Annotated in this window: 23 protein-coding genes; 13 read left to right on the top strand and 10 right to left on the bottom strand. The window is 33.9% G+C overall.

Going from position 1 to position 19390, the window contains the following annotated elements:
* The 5 genes from ABYK33_RS06800 to ABYK33_RS06780 all read left to right on the top strand — a co-directional run.
* Positions 1-178 (top strand): 4Fe-4S dicluster domain-containing protein (locus ABYK33_RS06800; protein WP_373032296.1); only part of this gene is annotated, 178 nt, incomplete at its 5' end.
* Positions 179-534: 356 nt separating this feature from the next.
* A complete protein-coding gene (tig, locus tag ABYK33_RS06795) occupies positions 535-1791 on the top strand; it encodes a trigger factor (protein ID WP_373032295.1) in 1257 nt (418 codons plus the stop codon).
* Between the two features lie 17 nt (positions 1792-1808).
* Positions 1809-2474: a leucine-rich repeat domain-containing protein gene (locus ABYK33_RS06790; RefSeq protein ID WP_373032294.1), complete on the top strand. Its 666-nt coding sequence runs from the start codon at positions 1809-1811 to the stop codon at positions 2472-2474.
* A gap of 81 nt (positions 2475-2555) precedes the next feature.
* Positions 2556-2960, top strand: a complete 405-nt coding sequence (locus tag ABYK33_RS06785; protein WP_373032293.1) for a group III truncated hemoglobin — start codon at positions 2556-2558, stop codon at positions 2958-2960.
* A gap of 84 nt (positions 2961-3044) precedes the next feature.
* A complete protein-coding gene (locus ABYK33_RS06780; RefSeq protein WP_373032292.1) occupies positions 3045-3410 on the top strand; it encodes a hypothetical protein in 366 nt (121 codons plus the stop codon).
* 73 nt (positions 3411-3483) lie between these two features.
* On the opposite strand, the gene ABYK33_RS06775 is transcribed toward ABYK33_RS06780, so the two are convergent.
* On the bottom strand, positions 3484-4011 hold the full coding sequence (locus ABYK33_RS06775; protein ID WP_373032291.1) for a hypothetical protein: 528 nt from the start codon (positions 4009-4011) through the stop codon (positions 3484-3486).
* 162 nt (positions 4012-4173) lie between these two features.
* Here ABYK33_RS06775 and ABYK33_RS06770 point away from each other — a divergent pair, with 162 nt between their 5' ends.
* The 3 genes from ABYK33_RS06770 (at position 4174) to ABYK33_RS06760 (ending at position 7825) form a co-directional block, all read left to right on the top strand.
* Positions 4174-4548 (top strand): hypothetical protein, encoded by a 375-nt coding sequence (locus tag ABYK33_RS06770; RefSeq protein WP_373032290.1) that lies wholly within the window; start codon positions 4174-4176, stop codon positions 4546-4548.
* A 104-nt stretch (positions 4549-4652) separates the two neighbouring features.
* Positions 4653-7280, top strand: coding sequence for an AAA family ATPase (locus tag ABYK33_RS06765; RefSeq protein WP_373032289.1), 2628 nt, complete (start codon positions 4653-4655; stop codon positions 7278-7280).
* A gap of 194 nt (positions 7281-7474) precedes the next feature.
* On the top strand, positions 7475-7825 hold the full coding sequence (locus ABYK33_RS06760) for a TraR/DksA C4-type zinc finger protein (protein ID WP_373032288.1): 351 nt from the start codon (positions 7475-7477) through the stop codon (positions 7823-7825).
* A 16-nt stretch (positions 7826-7841) separates the two neighbouring features.
* Here ABYK33_RS06760 and ABYK33_RS06755 read toward each other — a convergent pair whose 3' ends face one another.
* Together ABYK33_RS06755 and ABYK33_RS06750 are read right to left on the bottom strand one after the other, a co-directional pair.
* Positions 7842-8657 (bottom strand): aldo/keto reductase family protein, encoded by an 816-nt coding sequence (locus ABYK33_RS06755; protein ID WP_373032287.1) that lies wholly within the window; start codon positions 8655-8657, stop codon positions 7842-7844.
* A 107-nt stretch (positions 8658-8764) separates the two neighbouring features.
* Positions 8765-9163, bottom strand: a complete 399-nt coding sequence (locus tag ABYK33_RS06750; protein WP_373032285.1) for a bacteriohemerythrin — start codon at positions 9161-9163, stop codon at positions 8765-8767.
* A 267-nt stretch (positions 9164-9430) separates the two neighbouring features.
* On the opposite strand from ABYK33_RS06750, the gene ABYK33_RS06745 reads away from it, so the two are divergent.
* The gene (locus tag ABYK33_RS06745) at positions 9431-9874 is read left to right on the top strand and encodes a bacteriohemerythrin (RefSeq protein WP_373032284.1); all 444 of its coding nucleotides are present in this window, start codon (positions 9431-9433) and stop codon (positions 9872-9874) included.
* 23 nt (positions 9875-9897) lie between these two features.
* Here the strand turns inward: ABYK33_RS06745 and ABYK33_RS06740 are convergent, their stop codons facing one another.
* Positions 9898-10209: an ATP-dependent Clp protease adaptor ClpS gene (locus tag ABYK33_RS06740; RefSeq protein ID WP_373032282.1), complete on the bottom strand. Its 312-nt coding sequence runs from the start codon at positions 10207-10209 to the stop codon at positions 9898-9900.
* A 345-nt stretch (positions 10210-10554) separates the two neighbouring features.
* On the opposite strand from ABYK33_RS06740, the gene ABYK33_RS06735 reads away from it, so the two are divergent.
* Positions 10555-10893, top strand: a complete 339-nt coding sequence (locus tag ABYK33_RS06735; RefSeq protein WP_373032280.1) for a group III truncated hemoglobin — start codon at positions 10555-10557, stop codon at positions 10891-10893.
* A gap of 56 nt (positions 10894-10949) precedes the next feature.
* The gene (locus tag ABYK33_RS06730; protein ID WP_373032279.1) at positions 10950-11333 is read left to right on the top strand and encodes a response regulator; all 384 of its coding nucleotides are present in this window, start codon (positions 10950-10952) and stop codon (positions 11331-11333) included.
* A 70-nt stretch (positions 11334-11403) separates the two neighbouring features.
* Here ABYK33_RS06730 and ABYK33_RS06725 read toward each other — a convergent pair whose 3' ends face one another.
* Complete coding sequence (locus tag ABYK33_RS06725; RefSeq protein WP_373032278.1) at positions 11404-11580, bottom strand: hypothetical protein; 177 nt, start codon at positions 11578-11580, stop codon at positions 11404-11406.
* A 230-nt stretch (positions 11581-11810) separates the two neighbouring features.
* On the opposite strand from ABYK33_RS06725, the gene ABYK33_RS06720 reads away from it, so the two are divergent.
* Positions 11811-12152 carry a hypothetical protein gene (locus ABYK33_RS06720; RefSeq protein ID WP_373032277.1) on the top strand — a complete coding sequence of 114 codons (342 nt, stop codon included), beginning with the start codon at positions 11811-11813 and terminating at the stop codon, positions 12150-12152.
* Between the two features lie 109 nt (positions 12153-12261).
* Here the strand turns inward: ABYK33_RS06720 and ABYK33_RS06715 are convergent, their stop codons facing one another.
* The 5 genes from ABYK33_RS06715 to ABYK33_RS06695 form a co-directional block, all read right to left on the bottom strand.
* Positions 12262-12534, bottom strand: a complete 273-nt coding sequence (locus tag ABYK33_RS06715; protein ID WP_373032276.1) for a hypothetical protein — start codon at positions 12532-12534, stop codon at positions 12262-12264.
* Between the two features lie 238 nt (positions 12535-12772).
* Positions 12773-13090 (bottom strand): hypothetical protein, encoded by a 318-nt coding sequence (locus ABYK33_RS06710; protein WP_373032275.1) that lies wholly within the window; start codon positions 13088-13090, stop codon positions 12773-12775.
* A 73-nt stretch (positions 13091-13163) separates the two neighbouring features.
* A complete protein-coding gene (locus ABYK33_RS06705; protein WP_373032274.1) occupies positions 13164-16034 on the bottom strand; it encodes a putative inorganic carbon transporter subunit DabA in 2871 nt (956 codons plus the stop codon).
* Positions 16031-16765: a hypothetical protein gene (locus tag ABYK33_RS06700; RefSeq protein ID WP_373032273.1), complete on the bottom strand. Its 735-nt coding sequence runs from the start codon at positions 16763-16765 to the stop codon at positions 16031-16033. The genes ABYK33_RS06705 and ABYK33_RS06700 overlap by 4 nt, the downstream gene beginning before the upstream one ends.
* Before the next feature lie 12 nt (positions 16766-16777).
* The gene (locus ABYK33_RS06695) at positions 16778-18388 is read right to left on the bottom strand and encodes a proton-conducting transporter membrane subunit (protein ID WP_373032272.1); all 1611 of its coding nucleotides are present in this window, start codon (positions 18386-18388) and stop codon (positions 16778-16780) included.
* Between the two features lie 723 nt (positions 18389-19111).
* Here ABYK33_RS06695 and ABYK33_RS06690 point away from each other — a divergent pair.
* Complete coding sequence (locus ABYK33_RS06690) at positions 19112-19336, top strand: 4Fe-4S dicluster domain-containing protein (RefSeq protein WP_373032270.1); 225 nt, start codon at positions 19112-19114, stop codon at positions 19334-19336.
* Positions 19337-19390: the final 54 nt, after the last annotated feature.

The raw sequence follows: 19390 nt of genomic DNA, 5'->3' as shown, positions 1-19390 counted from the left end.
ATGTAACACGTGTACTTTATATTGTCCAGAAGCGAATACGCTTATGTTCGATAAAGAGGGGAACACATCTTGGGTAGATGAAGATAGATGTAAAGGGTGTGCACTTTGTGTATACGTTTGTACTGACATGCTAGATCGTAACTGTATTACAATGGAAATGGCTGGTCACGAAGAGTAAGTTCTTCAAGGTCATTAGTCACCCCTCTTGGGTGACTAAGCTAAATGATGTCTCTTCTATCGTCATATAGCAATACAATCAATCCAAACCTTCATATAACAAATTTTTCACTCTAAAATAAAGTTATACAACCCTAAAATAAAAGTAATTAATAGCTTCAACCTATACATTTATACAAATTTGTGCTCTTGATCCGACTACGGATAAAAAGATAGATCTCCTAGTTCTTTGTGCTATACAGAGGGTTTATGAATATATTACATAACCCTTTATCTACTCATTGAACTTAAATTTTTTAACATGTTAATTTTAGACAATAATGCTAAAATTACGCAATTAAAACCAAAAGGATTGTAGTGAAAGTTACAGTAGAAAAAGTAGATGATATAAATTTCATTATAAGTGGTACAGTTGAGAATAGTGTACTTGAAGATAAGGTTACTAAACTTAAAGAACAAGCAGCAAAAGAGCCAAAGGACGAAGAGTCTAAAGATGTAAATTTTGAGCAAGATGCAGCAGGACAAGTATTTAAAGACTTCATTGATGCCGGAATTAAAGAAGGTAATTTAGCTGTTGAAAATATTTTAGGTCAACCAGGACTTAAAAAATATGAGCAACAAGATAATTGCATTTACTTTGAAGTAGAAGTAGCTGTTAGCCCTGAAATAAATGTTGACATTGATTACAAGGACATCGCGCCTACTTACACAAAACCTACTGCAAGTCCAGAAGCCGTAGAAGCTAAAATTGTAGAATTTGCACAAAAACAAGCGCCATTTACAAAACTTGAAAAAGCAAAGCCTGTTGAAAATGGTGATGTTGCTGTTATCGACTTTACAGGGTTTATAGACGATAAACCTTTTGAAGGTGGCAGTGCTGAGAAGTTTAATATTAAAGTTGGTTCTAAGCAATTTATCCCTGGATTTGAAGAACAGCTTGTTGGCATGGAGTATGGCGAAGAAAGAGATGTTATCGTAAGCTTTCCAAAAGATTATTCAGCGGATGATCTAGCAGGTAAAGAAGCTAAGTTTATTGTAAAACTGCATGAAATTCAAGAACAAAAAGCGGAGAAAATAGATGATGCTTTTGCACAAAAAGTACTTCAAAAACCAGATGCGACACTTGATACATTAAAAAAACAATTTGCTGAACAAGTAACAGCAGAAGAACTGTCACAAATTTATATGAGTGATCTAAAGCCAAAGATCGTAAAAGCTTTACTTGAAAAATTTGACTTCACTCTACCAAACAATATAGTAGAACAGGAAATCGATGCAAAGGTTCGTGAAAAGACAAGAGGATTTAGTGAAGAGCAACATAAATCTTATATGGAAGATAAGGGTAAATTTAAGGAGCTTAGAGAGTCTGTACGTGATGATGCAAGAAAAAGCATCAAGATGGCTCTTATAGTTGAAGCCTTAGCTAAAAAAGAGGGTATTGATGTACATGAACAAGAGGTAATTGCTGCATTAGGTTACCAAGCTACGATGACAGGTCAAGATCCACAGGCATTACTAAAATACTACCAAGATAACAACTTAATGACATCAGCAAAGATGGGACTCACAGAAGATAAACTTTTTGGGCATATACTTGGGTTTCATAAAGCATAAGTAAGCCTTGGTAATTTATGAATAATACAGATGATGCCTGGATTCAAACACTTTTGAACTGGGCAGATGAAAACTCTGTTTCCGATTTACAGTGGATAGAACACGATTCATATTTAAAAGGTGGTTATTTCAGAGGGTTTCCAAGAAACAAAGAGAAGTTACTGAACTTAACTGAACTGAATCTTCTGGGTTCTCAACTTAATGAATTGCCAGCAGAAATAGGAAATCTTCTACATTTAAAAAAGCTCTATCTTTTGGGGAACCAAATCACTGCACTACCAGATACGATAGGCAATCTTATTAATTTAGAAGAGCTTTATGTTCCAGGAAATCAGTTAAAAGAGTTACCAAATCAAATAGGAGCGCTAAGAAATTTAAAGCTTCTGCTTCTTCAAGAAAATAAAATTACAATACTACCAAAAGAGATTGGAAAACTTCTAAATTTAACTACTTTAGAACTTGGGGGAAACAAGCTTACATCCCTTCCTAAAGAGATAGGAAAACTTATAAATTTAACAAAATTAACACTTTGGAAAAATCAGCTTACAAAGTTGCCGAAAGAAATAGAAAATCTTTTAAACTTAATAGCGTTCGATTGTATTTACAATAAACTAGAGTTAACAAAAGAAGATGTTCAATGGCTTGAAAAATTAATGACTAAAGATTGTTCGGTTAGTATATAAATATTCACTTGAACTTGATATCCGTCATTAAAGTAGTAGTATAGTTTAGCTATACTCTTACCATTAATATTAGGAGATAGGATGCCTTATGATACAGTAGATAGAGGCAAGATAGAACAGATGGTACGTGAATTTTATACGATCGTACTTAAGGATGATATATTAAGTCCTATTTTTGTTAAAGCCCTTGGAGATGATTTAACTAATGGCAAATGGTATGAACATCTAAATACACTATATAATTTTTGGATGCAGATGATGACAGGCTTGTCACCTTATCAGGGACATCCTTTCCCTCCGCATGCATTTTTAGGACCGCTTACTGAGGAACATTTTGAGCGTTGGTTAAAACTTTTTCATGAGACGGTCTATCGACTCTTTGTTCCTGAAATCGCTGATAAGTTTTATAAAAAAGCTAACATCTTGGCAGAGCAGTTTATGGATAATCTTGGTATTAATGACGAAGATGAAGACGAAGATTACTAGGTAAACTCAATAGTTTTTGATATTCATCAAATATGCAGTTGTTAAACCAATAAAAGTATTTATAAGGCATGAAAAGGAGATAAAATGAGTGAACAGGCAAAAATATTAGCAGAGATGCAGACAATCATTATGAACATTCTAAAAAACGGGTCTGTCTCAGTTGAAGAAGGTACAAAGATTGATGAACTTGAATCCTTACTGCATCAGCAAAAGTGTTTTAAAGAGATCGATCATCCAGAGTATGATTATCAAGGAGAAGAGATAGCAGGTCTCTTCTCTTCTGACCATTATACGGAAGCAATAGACAAAATGTATGAGTATGAAATTACACCTGAAGACTTCTTTGGGTTTATAGAATATCATGATGAAGATGAAGACTTCACCGAAATGTTTACAGATGAGTTTATTGCAGATGTAACTAAGGTCTATCAATCAAAGTGTAAATCTTAAGTAGTACTACTTAGGATAAAACTTATTAAGTCTAGGAGTATCTTAACTCTTAGACTTTATTTCCATAGAAAAGCTATTCTGCGGGCTTAGCTTGTGTATTTGGATTTTTTTCAACAGCTTCTCGAACACTCTCTACAGGATCTTTACTTAATTTATTTAAAACCGCAACTGGTGTTTTCAAGTTTTTGGCAACGGCTGCTCTGACATCTTCATTCTCATCACAACAGAGTATGGATAATGTTGCTACGTGTATGCTTGGATTTACTGCAACAGATGAACGAACATTTTCATCTTTATCTTTACTACATTTATTTAATATCTCTACAGGTGTATTTGGGTTTCCAGCAACCCAGTATAACATATCACTGTCTTTACTTAATTCAACTAAAGCATCCACAGGTGTATGAAGATGTTCAGCAACAAACTGTTTTACTAGAGGAGTTTCATCTTTACTCAGCTTAACTAATGTTTGAGATGATGTATTCATATGTGCAGCAACTCGCACGCGAACAAATGGATTCTCATCTGTACTTAATTCATCTAGTGTCTCAGCAGATAGGTTTTCATCTTGTAGTAATTCTAATGCATTTGTGTTTGCCATATTTATCACCTTTATCTTTTTTACCAATTAATTAATGGAGTGAATTGTAGCTTTAATATCTTAAATATTAAACATAATATGCTGCACTAAAGTTTGAAATAGGGGTTTAAGTGAATTTACAATATGATGGCTTACAAAAGTCCTAAAGGAAAAAATAGATTTATGGATACAGCTATTGATATAAACTTTAATGTAACACCATCACAAAAAGAGACGATAGATCAAAGAGCGTTAGAAAATGGTTTTGATGAGATCTCTGTGTATTTAAAAGTAGTCGCACTCAAAACGCAAGCATTTACGCTGACCCCTGCAGGTTCATCTACTGAGGAAGCATCTGTAGTACTTGGATTTAAAGTAACAGAGGCACAAAAAACAAAAATAGAAGAAAAGATGAAAGAGAACGGCTGTGAAGACCTTAGCCGCTATCTAAAATATGTTGCACTACATGCCGTAGTAACAGCAGTAGTAGAAGTACGTTCAACTGGCAATTTTGATGCTATGTTAGATCGTATTGCGAAAGCAAAGAAGAAAGGCTAGTTTTCATACTAGTAACTTGATATTCCATCATTAAAATATAAAATCAACAATTCATCCAATTCATTAATTGGTAAATAAGATTCAAAACTAATAAGAGTAAAAATATGCCAAAAACAGACGCGCAAGTCAAAGCACAGATTGAAAAATACGAGCAAAAACATAAAGATGAGCAAGAGATCTTATTGGAGAATGAGGCTCAAAAGAATATAACATTTTCCAAAAAATTAAAAGAAGACCTCTCTAAAGATTTGTTCGGACAAGAACAAGCCATAAATACTGTTGTAAACAGTATGAAAAACGATATCATGGAGAATAAGAATGCACCTAAGGCAACATACCTTTTTTTAGGTTCTCCAGCCACAGGTAAAACTTACCTAGCTGAACTTATGTCAGAAAACTTACCTAGCTATAAGATCATGAAATTTGATATGACACAGTACCATCAGCAAAATGGTGGAGAACTCTATGGGTATCCGGCTGGTTGGAAGGGGTATGGTGTCGGTCAGTTAACGGGCTTTGTTCATAGAAATCCAAAAGCCATCATAGTACTTGATGCCTTTGAAAAATGTGACACTAACATTCAAAGTAACCTTCTTTCCATTTTTGAGGGTGGTAAAATGCGTGATGGATGTGGTTGGGATAAGATCACTGATGACCCGTGTAGTGAAAACCTTGACATTATATATTCAGATGAAAATGCAAATTACATGGTAGATTTTACAGAAGCTATCTTTATCATCACTACAAGTTTAGGAAAAGAGCTCTACCTTGATAACAGATTTAAAGAACTTGTCAAGCAGGACTATATTCAAGCTGAATCGATGATCCTTGAAGCCATCAGACGAGAGAAGAAAAGGGATAGCCGAAGTGGGGGTTACCAACAAGCTATTCTACCAGAGTTGGTTTCCAGGTTTTCACAAGCACACATTGTTTTATTTAATAAGCTCAACTATGCTGCGTTTGCTAATATCGCAAAGAAAGTATTTTTCCAATATAAAGATGAATTTAATAAAAAGTATGAGATTGAATTTAACCAGGCAAGTAATTTTCAGAACTTCTTAAAAATACAGATACTCAATTTTGCACCAGAACTGGATGCGAGACGTATTAAAGATAAGGTAAGTACTACTTTCTTTAATAGAATCACAGAATACATGATGGATTCAGGTAAATCGACGCGAAAGTATAGTGAGATAAAAGTATCCCTATCTAAAGAGTGTGTAAGCTATTTAAATGAGATGGTAAACCCTCTTATCGACGATGAAATACTAGTAAAAGAACTTTTTAGAAAAAATGTCACACTTGACATTGATGATAGTATTACAGATAAGAATGGTGTCATAACCTACAAAATACGTAGTTGTAAATTTAAACAAGTAACAAGAATCAAAGATTTTAGTGAAGATGGACTTGTTTTTGATATACCAAATATCTCTTTTGATGATATTGCTGGTCACCATAAAGCAAAGCAAAGGCTTCATGAGGTTATTAACTTTTTTAAAGAGCCTAAACGCTTAGAAAGCTTTAACATTACACCACCAAAAGGTATGCTGCTTTATGGACCTCCTGGAACCGGTAAAACTATGCTTGCAAAAGCATTTGCTAGAGAAGCTGAATTGCCTTTTATCTCTGTAACTGGTCTAGAACTTCTACAGCCTGAAAAAACAAAGCAAATTTTTGCCAAAGCAAAAGAGTATGCACCTGCTATTATCTTTATTGATGAGATAGATACTATTGGAAAGCGTGGAGGGGAAAACAGCAGGGAAGTCCCTATTAATAAATTATTATCAGAAATGGATGGGTTTTCTGATGGCAAGGGTGAAAATATTTTTGTTGTTGCTGCAACCAATTTTAAAGATAACATCGATACTGCAATCATCAGACCAGGAAGAATTGAGATCCATATAGAGATCAATAACCTTGATAAAGAGGCGAGACAATACTTCTTAAACCAAATCATTGAGAATAAGCCTACAAGTGGTAAATTTGATATGAACAAGTTGCTTATGTATACAGCTGGGATGACGGGTGCACAACTTGAACTTGTAGGTAAAGAAGCTTCCTATTATTGTTTACGTCATAGTTTACCTGCAATTACGCAAGATATTTTAATTGATCAGATTAATACGATCAAATATGGTGAGCAACAGTCCTATCTATCTCCTGAAATGATGTTTGAAGAGACAGCGATCTATGAAGCTGGTCGTGCTGTCATCTCTAAAGTTTTAATGCCACATGTTCATATTGAACATGTTAGTTTAACGCCAAAAGATAATAATGAACACTTTGTCTCACAAAATTATAATGATGTTCAAGACAATATGACAGTCAAAGATTTTAAAGACAAAATCTGTGTATCCTTAGCAGGAAGAACAGCACAAATAAAACGTTTTGGTGACATAGAAGGTATGGATACGGGTGCTTCAAATGACATACAACAAGCCACACGTGATGCATATGCAGCAATAGCATATTATGGAATGGATAAAGAGGTGGGATACATAAACATCAATGGTGTGATGGATGCAAATGAAAATGATATCAGTAGCAAAGATACAAAACATTATCATGCAAAGATCGACACTGCACTCGAACGCTGGATGCTTGAAGGTAAAAAAAGTACTATAAACCTAGTCAATGAACATTGGAGGACTATAGAGAGCTTATCTAAATCACTGCTTGAAAAAGAAATTATTTATGAAGATGAATTGGATGAAATACTGGCTCGATAATGCTTTTTTAAATGCCAAGTCTTATGAATACTAACACTTGGCATCCCTCATATATCTTCATAAGGTATCTCCCGTATGCATCTTCATGCCATTCCATTTACTTAGCCTTGATGGAAGAAAAAGCTTTTATTGAGCTAAAAAAGTATAAAATACCACAAAAATAAGGGTAATAAATATATGAAAAAAATCGTTTCATGTTAAATACTAAACTCGAAAAAGATCGTTTGAGCATTAAAACTAAACTGGATAAAGAGCTCATACAAACCAATGCCCAAATAGAAGAACTAGGATCTTTCGCTGACGTTGTCTCACCAGAGTCTTCACTGGGTGATGTAATATCTTTTGATCCTATGAATAAAGAAGAGGTCTGTCAAAGAGAACTCAAACGTGCCTACATTAGAAAAAGAAAACTCCTATTTATGCTGGAACATCTGGAAGATATCAGTTCATTTTTATGCAACGTATGTGGAAAAGAGATTGCTATAGAACGTCTGCTTTTAATGCCTAAAGCGGGACGTTGTGGAGATTGTGCGACTGCTTCTTAATCAGGTGCATCTTTAATTAAAAAAGAGAGTCTAGCTTAGAAACCTCACTAGCATTTAAAACAATATCGAAACTTTCTAGATCACTTTGCATATGTTCTATATTTGTTGTTCCTGTCAAAGGTGTGATACCGACCTGATGTAGATACGTAAAAAATAGCTGAATAACATTTTTGTTGTACTTTTGACTAAGTTGAATAAGCTCTGCACTTTTAAGTATATGTGGGTTTGCTGTGAGTGTCCAGAAACTTTGGTAGATGATATTATTTTTTTCACAAAAGCTACGTATCTCTTTATCATAACCGCTCTCTTGATAAAACCTGTTTTGAACCACTGAGGGTTTGATCTTAGCCATTTCATAAAGGTCTTTTAGTATTTGAAGGTCATAAATATTTGAGATACCAAGTTGTTTGGCTTCGCCTCTTTGAGCTATCTCTTCCATAGCTCTCCATACTGTTTCAAGGTCATCGAAAGAAGAGAGTGGAGAGTGCAAGATCAGGGAGTCAATATAGTTCGTCTGAAGGTTTGTTTTTGAGACCTCAAACGATTGTGCTACTTGAGTGCTTAACTCGGCTTTTTTATCATAAGGGACGTTGAGAGGGTCCTGTCCTGTGAGCGGGGTGAACTTAGTCTGTAAAAAAAGCACTTCACGTCTAAATCCCTCTTGTGCCAAGAGAGCTAGTGCTTCTCCTACACCTGCCTCATGATAATGCTTGGGCTGGCAGGCCGTGTCAATACCTTTAAATCCTGCTTTGACTGCTTCAATAACAAGTTCTTTCGTACGCTCTTTTTTCCATGCGGTACCGTAGATCAATGGAGGCATATCTGTATACATTTTATACCTTTTTATTCTCCCAAGACTATTTCCCATAATATGGTCTAGAATTAGAAATTTTAAATTTTTGGTATTGCTGTTTGAATTGTACTTTTAACTATTGCTAATTAACCATTACCAAGGTGCATAGCAGCTTCTGCATCCCACTTTGAAACATGTAACATCAACCACTTCTTAAAATCTTTTTCTAAAAAACCTTTTAGCTCATTTGGACTTTTAAGTATTTCCCATCGGTCATGAAAGTTTTTTAATTTTACTCTCATAGTGTCATGATCATTTTTATGTACCTGGAAGTCATGATATTCATTTTGTTCCATCATAGCCTCTTCAGTGCTAAAGTGATCCTCTACATCCATTAAAACGACTTTAAAAAGTTCGTCAATTTTCTCTATATCTCTGGCTAGAACAGCATCATGAAAGTCATTAATGATCTCTATCTCATCTTCATGTAACATATTCATCATAGCATTTGCTACTTGTTGTATCTCTCGTTTTTGAATTAGCATTTTATCTCCATTAATAGGGTTTGAAAAAATATTATAGCTATAAAAAATTTATACTTACTGACAGATGTCAAATAATTTAAATATATATAAAGTATAAAGAACAATGTCAAAGTATGACATTGAGAAGAAAGTTTACAGTTACGAAGGAGTACTAATTTAAACGAGATTAGAGTTAATCTAGATTTCCGACCGGAAACCAATATCTCTACCGATAAAGGTATAATGTCATTTATAATTCATTTCTATTCAAATAAAGGAACAAAGATTTTGATTACACTAGAACAACTACCGATAGTAGCAATACCAAGTATGAACGACACGCATTTAGAAGAGACACTTATTATAAATAGACTTGAAACTGTTGCAAAGGATAATAACACAGAAGCTGTGCCTGAAATATTAAAAGAGTTACTGGAACATACAGCCGCGCATTTTCTTGATGAAGAAGATATGATGGAAGAAGTATCGTTTCCTACTTTTAAAACGCATAAAAGTGAACATGACAGACACTTGCATGAACTAAAATCTGTCATAAAGTATTTTGAAGAGCATAAAGATACAAGAGCAATATCTGCTTATGTTGAAGGTAATTTAACACCATGGACACTTCATCATGCAGACACGATGGATAGGATGTTGGCGTTATTTTTAGAAGAAGGAGCAACTACTGCTTGTTCTGCTACTAAGGGATGTAGAACAGGAGACTGTTAGCGAATGTTTGAGAAAGAAGAAAACTAAACTTCTTCAACCAGGCAGGTTAAAGTAAAGCCTTCTTTTTTAGCTTGTGTTTCAACGAATTCTGCTTTGGTTTCTGCTATTTCTAACATGTATCCGCCACAAAATCCTTCACCATTGGTTACGATCTCATGAGCAATGGCTTGAGCATCTTCCAGATTCTTATGAAAGACCTCCATAAGCATTCTCATACAAAATTCCCATGGAACGTACTTATCGTTGAGGATAGAGACGAGGTACATGTCAGGTTTATCGAATTGTATGTTCAAGTAAGATTTAAGTGTAATGGGCATTTTAATTGTTATGGGCATATTTCACCTGTATAATCATTAAAGATATTTTTAGTATTATACCCAAAAAAAACTACACACCACTACATACAAGCCCTGTGCGTTACTTTCAAATTTTTAGGGCAGGGGGATAACCATCTCAATATGCTCTTTATTGCTCATTTTTCCCATAATAGAAGCGCCCCTTTAACTAAGCAGATAGTATGAATAAGAGTGTTCTGGCTTTATATAAATCTTGCTATAATTTCATTTCAAAAAACAATTGTCTTTTGCCTTGATCTGACCGGTGTTTATAGATGATTTGTACAAAAAGGATGAAGAATAGAACTTCATAACAGTATTACTAGAGAAAACCTTAGAATCTTGATGACCTCATTTTATGAAAAAGCTATACATGATCAAAAACTAGGACCTTTTTTTATAGATGAACTTGGGGATGATATAAGCAGTGAAGATTGGATAGACCATATAGATCTTCTAGCTGATTTTTGGTTGGCTAAAATTTTAGGGGAAGACACTTATTACGGAAATTTTGTGGGTGCCCATGTAAAGATGCCTCATTTAAAAAGAGAAACTTTTACGAGGTGGCTAGAGCTTTTTTCCACAACAGCTGATGAAGTATATGTAACTGATATTGCTGAAGTGTTTAAGAAAAAAGGTGAGCAGTTTTCTAAGCAGTTTCTCAATACTAATAAAAAAATTTAAATTAGTTTTTAAAACAATATTTTAATAATTTATATATTTTGAATAAAAGGAAAATAATGAGTACAGATAAAAAGTGGAATTTACTTTTCATCGAAGATGATAGGTCGATGTTTGATTCAGGTACTGAAATGTTCAACCAACTGTTTAATAAAGTAGATAAAGTTCTAGGTAAAGAAGAAGCACTAAAGCTTTTTGATAGCAATCAATACGATATTGTTCTTGGTGATATAAGTGTGGAGCCTGAGGGTGTTGGCCTTTTAAAGCAGATAAAAGACACGAAGCCTAAACAAGCAATATTTGCCTTGGTCTCACCCAAAGATACAGATAAACTTTTTGGGATAGCGGACTTAGGGATCAATGCTTTTGAATTAAGCCCACTACAATTTGATCAAGCATTGGAGCAAATTGCAATGTTTGATCCTTATGAAGAGGCACAATAAGCACTTACACTTTTAATACATATACTACTTCATATATGGATGCGAGAGAAGAGCTCTCTCGCTCTTACTGTTAGCAGCAAACTTCAAGTACTTGAACTTTATCTTCTTTAAATACTTCACGCCATGCTTGTAATAAGTCTTCGTCTATTTGATTCAAAGACGATTCATCTATATTAGGCAGGTCTTGGTGTATTTGATTTACGTCAATCAATATTGTCTCTTGCTGTGTTATATCTAATTTACTCATCTATGATCCTTTGATGTTAGTCTTATCTATAGCATAGCATATTATACTTTATAAATAATTATATCACTGGTTAATCTATAGTTAATATCTGTCTATCATTCTGTATGATTAACATACTTTTTATTTATATTATTACTCGTTGAAACCCCTGAAAAGACTACTGTCTACTAATAAGGGTGTAAGTAAGTCTTCTTTAGCTAATATGTCACATTATTACATAAAGGCAAGAAATGGAACAAATAAATACCTTATTAGAAAAGTATAACAATTTTAAAGATGCTCAGATTCGCTCAATTCAACCACTTTCGGATACTTCAAAAGTTCTTACTATAGTAGTACAAGATGATGATGGTGAAGATCTTAATACTGTTAAGATAGAGTTTAACAATATAACTAATTCACAGATATTAGATAACAGTGTACTGTCTTATATGGATACGGGGTTTGGTATTAGTATTATCAAAGAACATGATCTATATGGTTTCGCACTTGGACAAGGTACTGCGATGTTACATGTCCTTAATGCACCTTTGTTTATTGTGGCTTCAGATATTAAAATTGAAGAAAAATAAAAGAGAGTAGAGAGGAGTCTTAGCTAAGTAGCCTATCAATATTGATTTATTCAGAGAGCTATAGTTAGCTACCTGAATTAAAATTGAGTGTAGAAATTAGCAGATATTATTAACAACCACAACTTCCAGTGCTGCAACTGCTAGCACTACTGGTACTACAAGAACTACCTTCATTAGGGTTCTGAGATACACTGATCAAAAACTCATTATCCCCTGATCTTTGAGCAACAAATAGGTGTTTTGTACAAAACTCTTCATTCATGAGTTCTGCTAATATATTTGAATAATTGTATGCATCTTGCTGCTTATCAAATGATTTCCCATTTGTATATTCACTTTTTTTAAAACATCCACATTCGTGTTCCATTTGTACTGTATACATAATTTTTTCCTTCTTTATTATAAATTTATCGGAGTATAGTTATTAAAACTTTAAATAAGATAAAAATACTCTTATTATGAGTGTCTTCATCACTATTAACCTCAAATGTCACTGCATTTCTATTACTATGGACTTTTATATCTTAAGTATTAAGAGAAGGGTTTTTAGAAGAATAGTTCAAGGACAGACTTTTAATCTACCTTGACTTAGAAGAATAATGATGAGTGATGGGTTATTCTTAATTTCCGCCATCACCACTTGGAGTAGATTGGCTAGCATCAAAGCCAATGACCACTGTACCGTTATTTACAAGATCTCTAGCATCTTCAATATAGTCATCATCTTCATCTACCGGTCTTACACTGCTATGTATTATTATTTTTTCACCATAATCTACAGCTTCAAAAAAGTGTTTCATACAAAACTCTTGATTCATTCTGCACTCTAAAACACGTGCTTTATTTATCATATCTTCTCTTGTTTCAAACGTTAAACTGTCGTCAAGCCCACTCTTTGTATGGCAACTGCATACTTTTTCAAATTCTATTTTGTACATTGTATTTCCTATTTTAATATTAATTATAAGGTTGTTATATCATTTAAAGCTTAAGCTATAATAAAAAAGCTTATTAGAGCTCTTTAATGACTATAAACTCTCCAAACTCATATGAGTAAACTTTTTTAGCTGCTTTATCTATGATGATCGGTCTTATCCATTCATTTAAAATGAACTCCTTTGCAATAGAATTTTCAACAGCTTTGGCTACAGTATCTAGTGGGGCTTCCATGTAAGTCAGTAGACGTACTGGTTCATGATATGCTTTACCTTCTTCGAGAACACTTTGCGTAGGAAGACCTATTTTTAAATCACTGTAATTCCCATTGTAAACACCGATCTTAGAGACAACATTGTGGTATACCTTTGAGCCTGCTCCATAGACCTTATTATCTACAGTGGAGAAGTAATGCTCAAGGTTGATCCATTCACCTACAACCAATGGACCATTAAAGATACGTGTGAGTATATCTGCATTTGCATTGTCTATAGAGGCGTCATAAGAATGTAAGAAAAGCCTATTATTAAGTTCCATATGTCTACAAGAGTCTCTTGGACCTGCAAATACACCCATGTTACCTGCAAGACCCCATTCTGGTCTAGGTTCAGACCAATCCATTGTCTTAATAAACAGGTCTTCTTGTTGATTTGCGTTAGGTAAAGTGAGGGCTCTTTCTTCTCTTGATGCCAGTGATGCTTTTTTAAAGTCTTGTTGGATTTTCATGAAAAGTTCTAATTCCGAAGCATTTAATATATCTGTGTCATAAAATGTAATTTCATCTGTTGTTGTGACATGCATGGCAGGTAAAAATTTGGTCTCAGTAGGAATATTTATCCCTTTTTCTCTAAGTTTTTCACGTATCTCTTGTTTGTTACCGATCATACAGAGTGCTCTTGCATTTGGTAAGCTAATACTACCTCCACAGGCACCACAATCAAGTGCAGACTCGAATGGATTATTATCAGAGACGCTTCCATGCCCAGAGATAGTTACAAACTTGGGGAAATCTTTTACAAGACCTATCATATTTAGCAGGTTTTCTAAATACATCACCTGTTCATCAATGGTGAATCCAACCATGGCAAGTTTCTCTTTTTGCTCCTCATAGTCTTGACCTGTGATATGATAAGCATGCTTTAATTTATTGATAATGTCTGGAGATATCTTAATGCATAAATCTTTATTAAAAACAAGATGTTCCCATAAGATGTAGAGTTCATCTTTAGTAAGTACTGTATCAGATTGGGTAGTTAACACTTCATTGATAATATTTGTATGGAGTCTTCTAATATATTTTTCAATCTCTTTAATGGTTAACTTATCAAGCGTAAAAGTGGTTTTTGGTTTTTTTGGTTTCATATTGTTGAAAAGTTTGTTGGTCTTCTCTGGAAAAAATGTTTTGCCAAAAAGTTTAACACCAAACATCCATCCAATTGCCTCAACCATGATATAAGGTGTATATGGATTGTTTTTAAGATCAGTTAAGACTTTTTTTGTTGTTTTATTGACACCTTTTTTTGTATTATAATCTTCATGAGATTCAATAGGTATTTCAAATACTATATTTTGAGGTTTAACAATGGCTGGAGCCAGTGCCAATGCATGTGCCTTGTCAAACTCGACAAATGAGATAGGAATACCTAAGAATCCACCTGCACCATAGGTGTTGTATGGACCAGATTCTTCTATTTTTCTACGTATGACTTCTGATCTTACATCTAAACAAAATATAGTGGATGAAAGAGGTTTTTCATCGTAGGTATGAAGAGATGTAAATTCATCTACATGCTCAGTGATATAAGTATCTTCCAGAGACTTTAGCCAAATAAACCCTTCTTCTTTTTTAAGTAAATTTGCAAAGTTGGAAAACTCAATGAGTGACATATTAAGCTCAGGTAAACTTTTTTTCGCCAGTTGTACTTGAAGTGAATTTAAATTGATCTCATCTTTTACATAAGCATCTAGAATCTTTTGATAGTCTTGATGATCCTCCATCGCATCATTATAGGTACCTGTAAGCTTACCTTTTTCCCGTAAGAGCTTTAATATAGCGTAAGGAGTATTCTCTTTGATATAAGCTTTGAGTTTATCAAAGTTATTTATATCTTCTTTTTGCATATATTTTAACTCAAAATGCAATCTGACAGCCATATAATCCATCATTGTTGAAGGATGCTCTTGCTGAGGAAAGTACTCTTTGTCTTCTGAACGGTATTTGATATATCCAGCCCATCCATGTAGTTTTAGTATGTGAGTTAAGAAGTATTTTTCTACATCTTCAACTTTAAGTTTTTCTAGCGCTTCTTTCACATAGCCTTCTGCATCGATCACATAGTCAATATCTTCATAGAGTTTAAAGGTATTGAACATACCAAGGTCTCTATCTGACATACTAAGTGTAGTTTGCTGTTTATCAAGAAAACGTGCGATGAACTCAATAACATCTTTTTCAATCAGTTCTTTTTCACTTGTACCAAATAGTGCGTCATGTATTTCATAGAGTGTCATATGTTCTGTAAGTGACTCTATCCATGTATCAGTATTCATGTAGATCGAATTTGCTTCAAGATACGTGTGAAGTTCTTCATCAATTTCATGTACTTTTAATTCTTCATAGCTTCTTAAACCTTTCCATAATGGACTGATATCAAGCATAAATGTTTTAGCATCATCTGCATACTTTTCAAGATTTGATTCATTGAGCGATCTTAACAAGTTTTTTTCGAGTTGTTCAGGCTTTACTTTACCTTCATTATAAAGATCAATGTAATAGTCCGGATCCATATAGACTTTACCACCAAAGATGCTTTGCGCTTTGATAAGAGCTTCTTTGAAATTAAGATGTTCAAAACCTTTTAGAGGGTTATGGTGTATAAAAGCACCTATAGGCCAATAGTGTGGTACGGTATCTTTAACCGCATCTAATTTTTCTAATATACTCATGCTAATAACTCCTCAAGTCCTACAAGACTTAGGACTAGTAATATAATAAATATAGTCAAATGTAGCCATCGCTCTTTAGGAGCTAAGTCAATGTAGTGTACATTGGTATTTGGTTTTCCAAAAACTGTTTTTGCCATTACTCTCACCGCGATTAAAAAGTTTCCAAAGAATATGATCACTACCGTTATGTACCATAAAACACTAAGGTCAGCGGCGAGTATTCCATTTAGAAACATTAACGAATTTGGAAAAGGAGGGTAGAGTGCTAAGGCTGTTAAATAAATGGTTAACATTAATCCCGCATATGGTGTAACAAGTGTAATCCCAGTTATGGAACGATAGTTTGCACTACCATAGTTACGCTCATAGTATTTACCCATCATGAAAATACCAAGTAGTGTTATCAGTAATGACACTCCGTATAAGGTACTCTCTCTAGTTTTAAACATAATAAGCATTGGCGCATTAAAAAAGAGTATATAGTAAGCCAATTTATACAGATTGGTTGTCTTTTTCGCTTTATAAAGCGAAAATAACGAAGCGATCAGTGCAACGACAGCTATTGGTGTTGATGCTGTTTGTGGAGACAAATGAGAAAGTATGATCCCACAAATAAGCAGGAAAGCAGAAAGATAAAATATTTTCTCTTTCCCTAAGATCCTTGTCTTTTCAAAAAAGACATAGTAGGGTACTCCCGCAAACAAAAATAATAAAATAAAATCTATTAACATTTACATTCCTCTTTAAAATATTTTGAAATATTTGACATACATATCTGAGATATAGCCTTCTTTTGCCAACATCTTGTATATTCGCCATTTAGATTTATTAGGTTTATGCTCACCTATAGGTATACCAATATAATGTTGTTTATAGGTAAAATACCAACCAACGATCATTATAGCTATCAACATGAGTAGGGTCATTGTTCCCGTTACATGGAGTGTAGCAACTTCATAAAAGAGAACGCCATATTTACCATAGAGGAAATGCTCAAGGGCAAGTCCTACAAATTCATAGGTGAACAATACAATAATGAAGGAGCTGATAAGCGCTAGAATGACTTTTGGTGAATTTGCTTTGGATACTTCAAAGAAAGACAAAAAGAGTTGTGTACCAGTAAGCCAGGCAAATGCAAGTATGAGTGTAGCAGCGTTAAAGTGGAAGAACCCATCATCAAGCAGGAATTTCACGCCAATGAAAACAATCACCGGCAATACAGTAAAGAAGGCAATCATACGGAACATGTTTATACTGTTATATTGCGGCTTCTCTTCCCAGAAAAGTTCATGTGAAAGTCTTTTAGGAACGTTTGGCTCTTTTCTTGCCTGATTGATCAGACTTCCAGATTCTAAGAACAATGAGGCTTTAAATATTCCATGTACCATAAGGTGGTAGATGGCGAGACTAAATGCACCCAGTCCTACTTCCATGATCATATAGCCCATTTGACCCACAGTAGAGTAACCAAGAGAACGTTTTATATCAGATACAGCAAGCATCAGAATGGATGCAAAAACAGCTGTAATAAGACCCATTACAAATGCGACATTGAGAACTTCAGGAGTTAAAAGTAGCAAGAATGCCATCTTATTAAGTAGGATACCTCCAACGTTTACAACTCCAGCATGCATAAGTGCAGAGACTGGTGTAGGTGCTTCTGACGTATATGGCAACCAAAGATGAAAAGGTATAATGGCTGATTTCATCATAGCCGCAAATAAGAAGAGGAAACCTACAGCATAGATCATAGGATCATCTACAGGTCCACTTTGGGACATAAGCAACCATTTTTCACTCAGTTCTGATAATTCAAAACTACCAAATGTTTTATAAGTGAGAATTACAGCTATGATAAAGAGCAGGTCAGCCAGTTTATGTACAAGCATTGTCCATCCACCATTTTTAATAGCAGATTTGGACTCAACATTAAACGATATAAGAAGATAGAGACTGATACTCATCAGTTGCCATGCGATAGTCAGAATGATCAGGTTATTACTCATTACAAGAAGATAGATAGCTGAGAATATGAAGTTCAAAAGTATGAAAAATCTTTTATACCCAGGTTCGTCCCACATGTATTTTGTAGAGTACTTTCGTATAACAAGACCAAGGATGGCGACATAAGGCACGAGTATAGCAGAGAGTTCATTGTAAATGAGGTATCCACCAAAACCATCAATCACTTCATCTGTACTCATCACATAGTAGGTACCATAAAGTGCTAAAAGTGCTACTATAAATGAAAAAAAGATAGCCACTCTAGGCATGAGCTCTTTTTTATTTAAGAAACCTATCAATATTGCAATTATGATTGGCATAAACGGAATGAATAAAACTAGTTTTTCCATATAAAACTCCTATGATCCTATTTTGTAAAAATTTCTATTTACTTGGTCTAGAACTAACTATTAATAATACTTCTGTGTACTAAACCATAATGTATATAAACAACGAAGGTAATCAACATTATCTTCTAAAACCTTTGAAATTATAGGTTAATTTATTAAAATATAGTCTATTTTAGTACTAAAACTCCAATTTAAAAGTGCTTTGTGTTACTACTTCACAATTTGATGCGATCACTATCACTATACATTATACATTGATATAAAATGTATAGTGTATTAACCCTTTAATACAAGAGACATCAATGATAAATTGCTTCAATAAAGAAAAATGCACACATTTGGATGCTGGAAATTTTCTTTATATATAATGTATAGAGGTCAATTATCTTTTGAAGAGAGATATTAAAAAATACATTCATTATTTTTTTTGCTATGGATAAGTTCATATAATAATTATAAAAAACTGCTTTTTATAATGTGTGTATTTTATGTAAATTATAAGAAAAGTCAAAGGTTTTTTCAGTAAACTCCCATTTGAAAACATATTAATGTGGTTGAAAAATAATTTTTCATGAATATTAATAACCGGTGTCTGTTATTAAGGTTTTTTTGTGTAAAGTTAATTTGAGGCTCCATTTCTAATCTATTGATTATGAAGATTGAATTTAATTTTTGTAATTAATATATATATGTTTAAATTTTCGTTGGAGTAAAGGAGTAAGAATGTATTATGTAGCAAAAGTAGATGCAGACAAATGTGCTGAATATAAATGTAACACGTGTACTTTATATTGTCCAGAAGCGAATACGCTTATGTTCGATAAAGAGGGGAACACATCTTGGGTAGATGAAGATAGATGTAAAGGGTGTGCACTTTGTGTATACGTTTGTTCTGACATGCTTGATCGTAATTGTATTACAATGGAAATGGCTGGTCAAGAAGGCTAAGTTCTTCAAGACTTTAGTCACCCTTTTGGGGTGACTAAGCTAAATAATCTCTCT

Origin of the sequence: Sulfurovum sp. (assembly GCF_041562805.1) — a bacterium.
Taxonomy (GTDB): Bacteria; Campylobacterota; Campylobacteria; order Campylobacterales; family Sulfurovaceae; genus Sulfurovum.
This window is presented reverse-complemented; position numbering and strand designations above follow the sequence as displayed.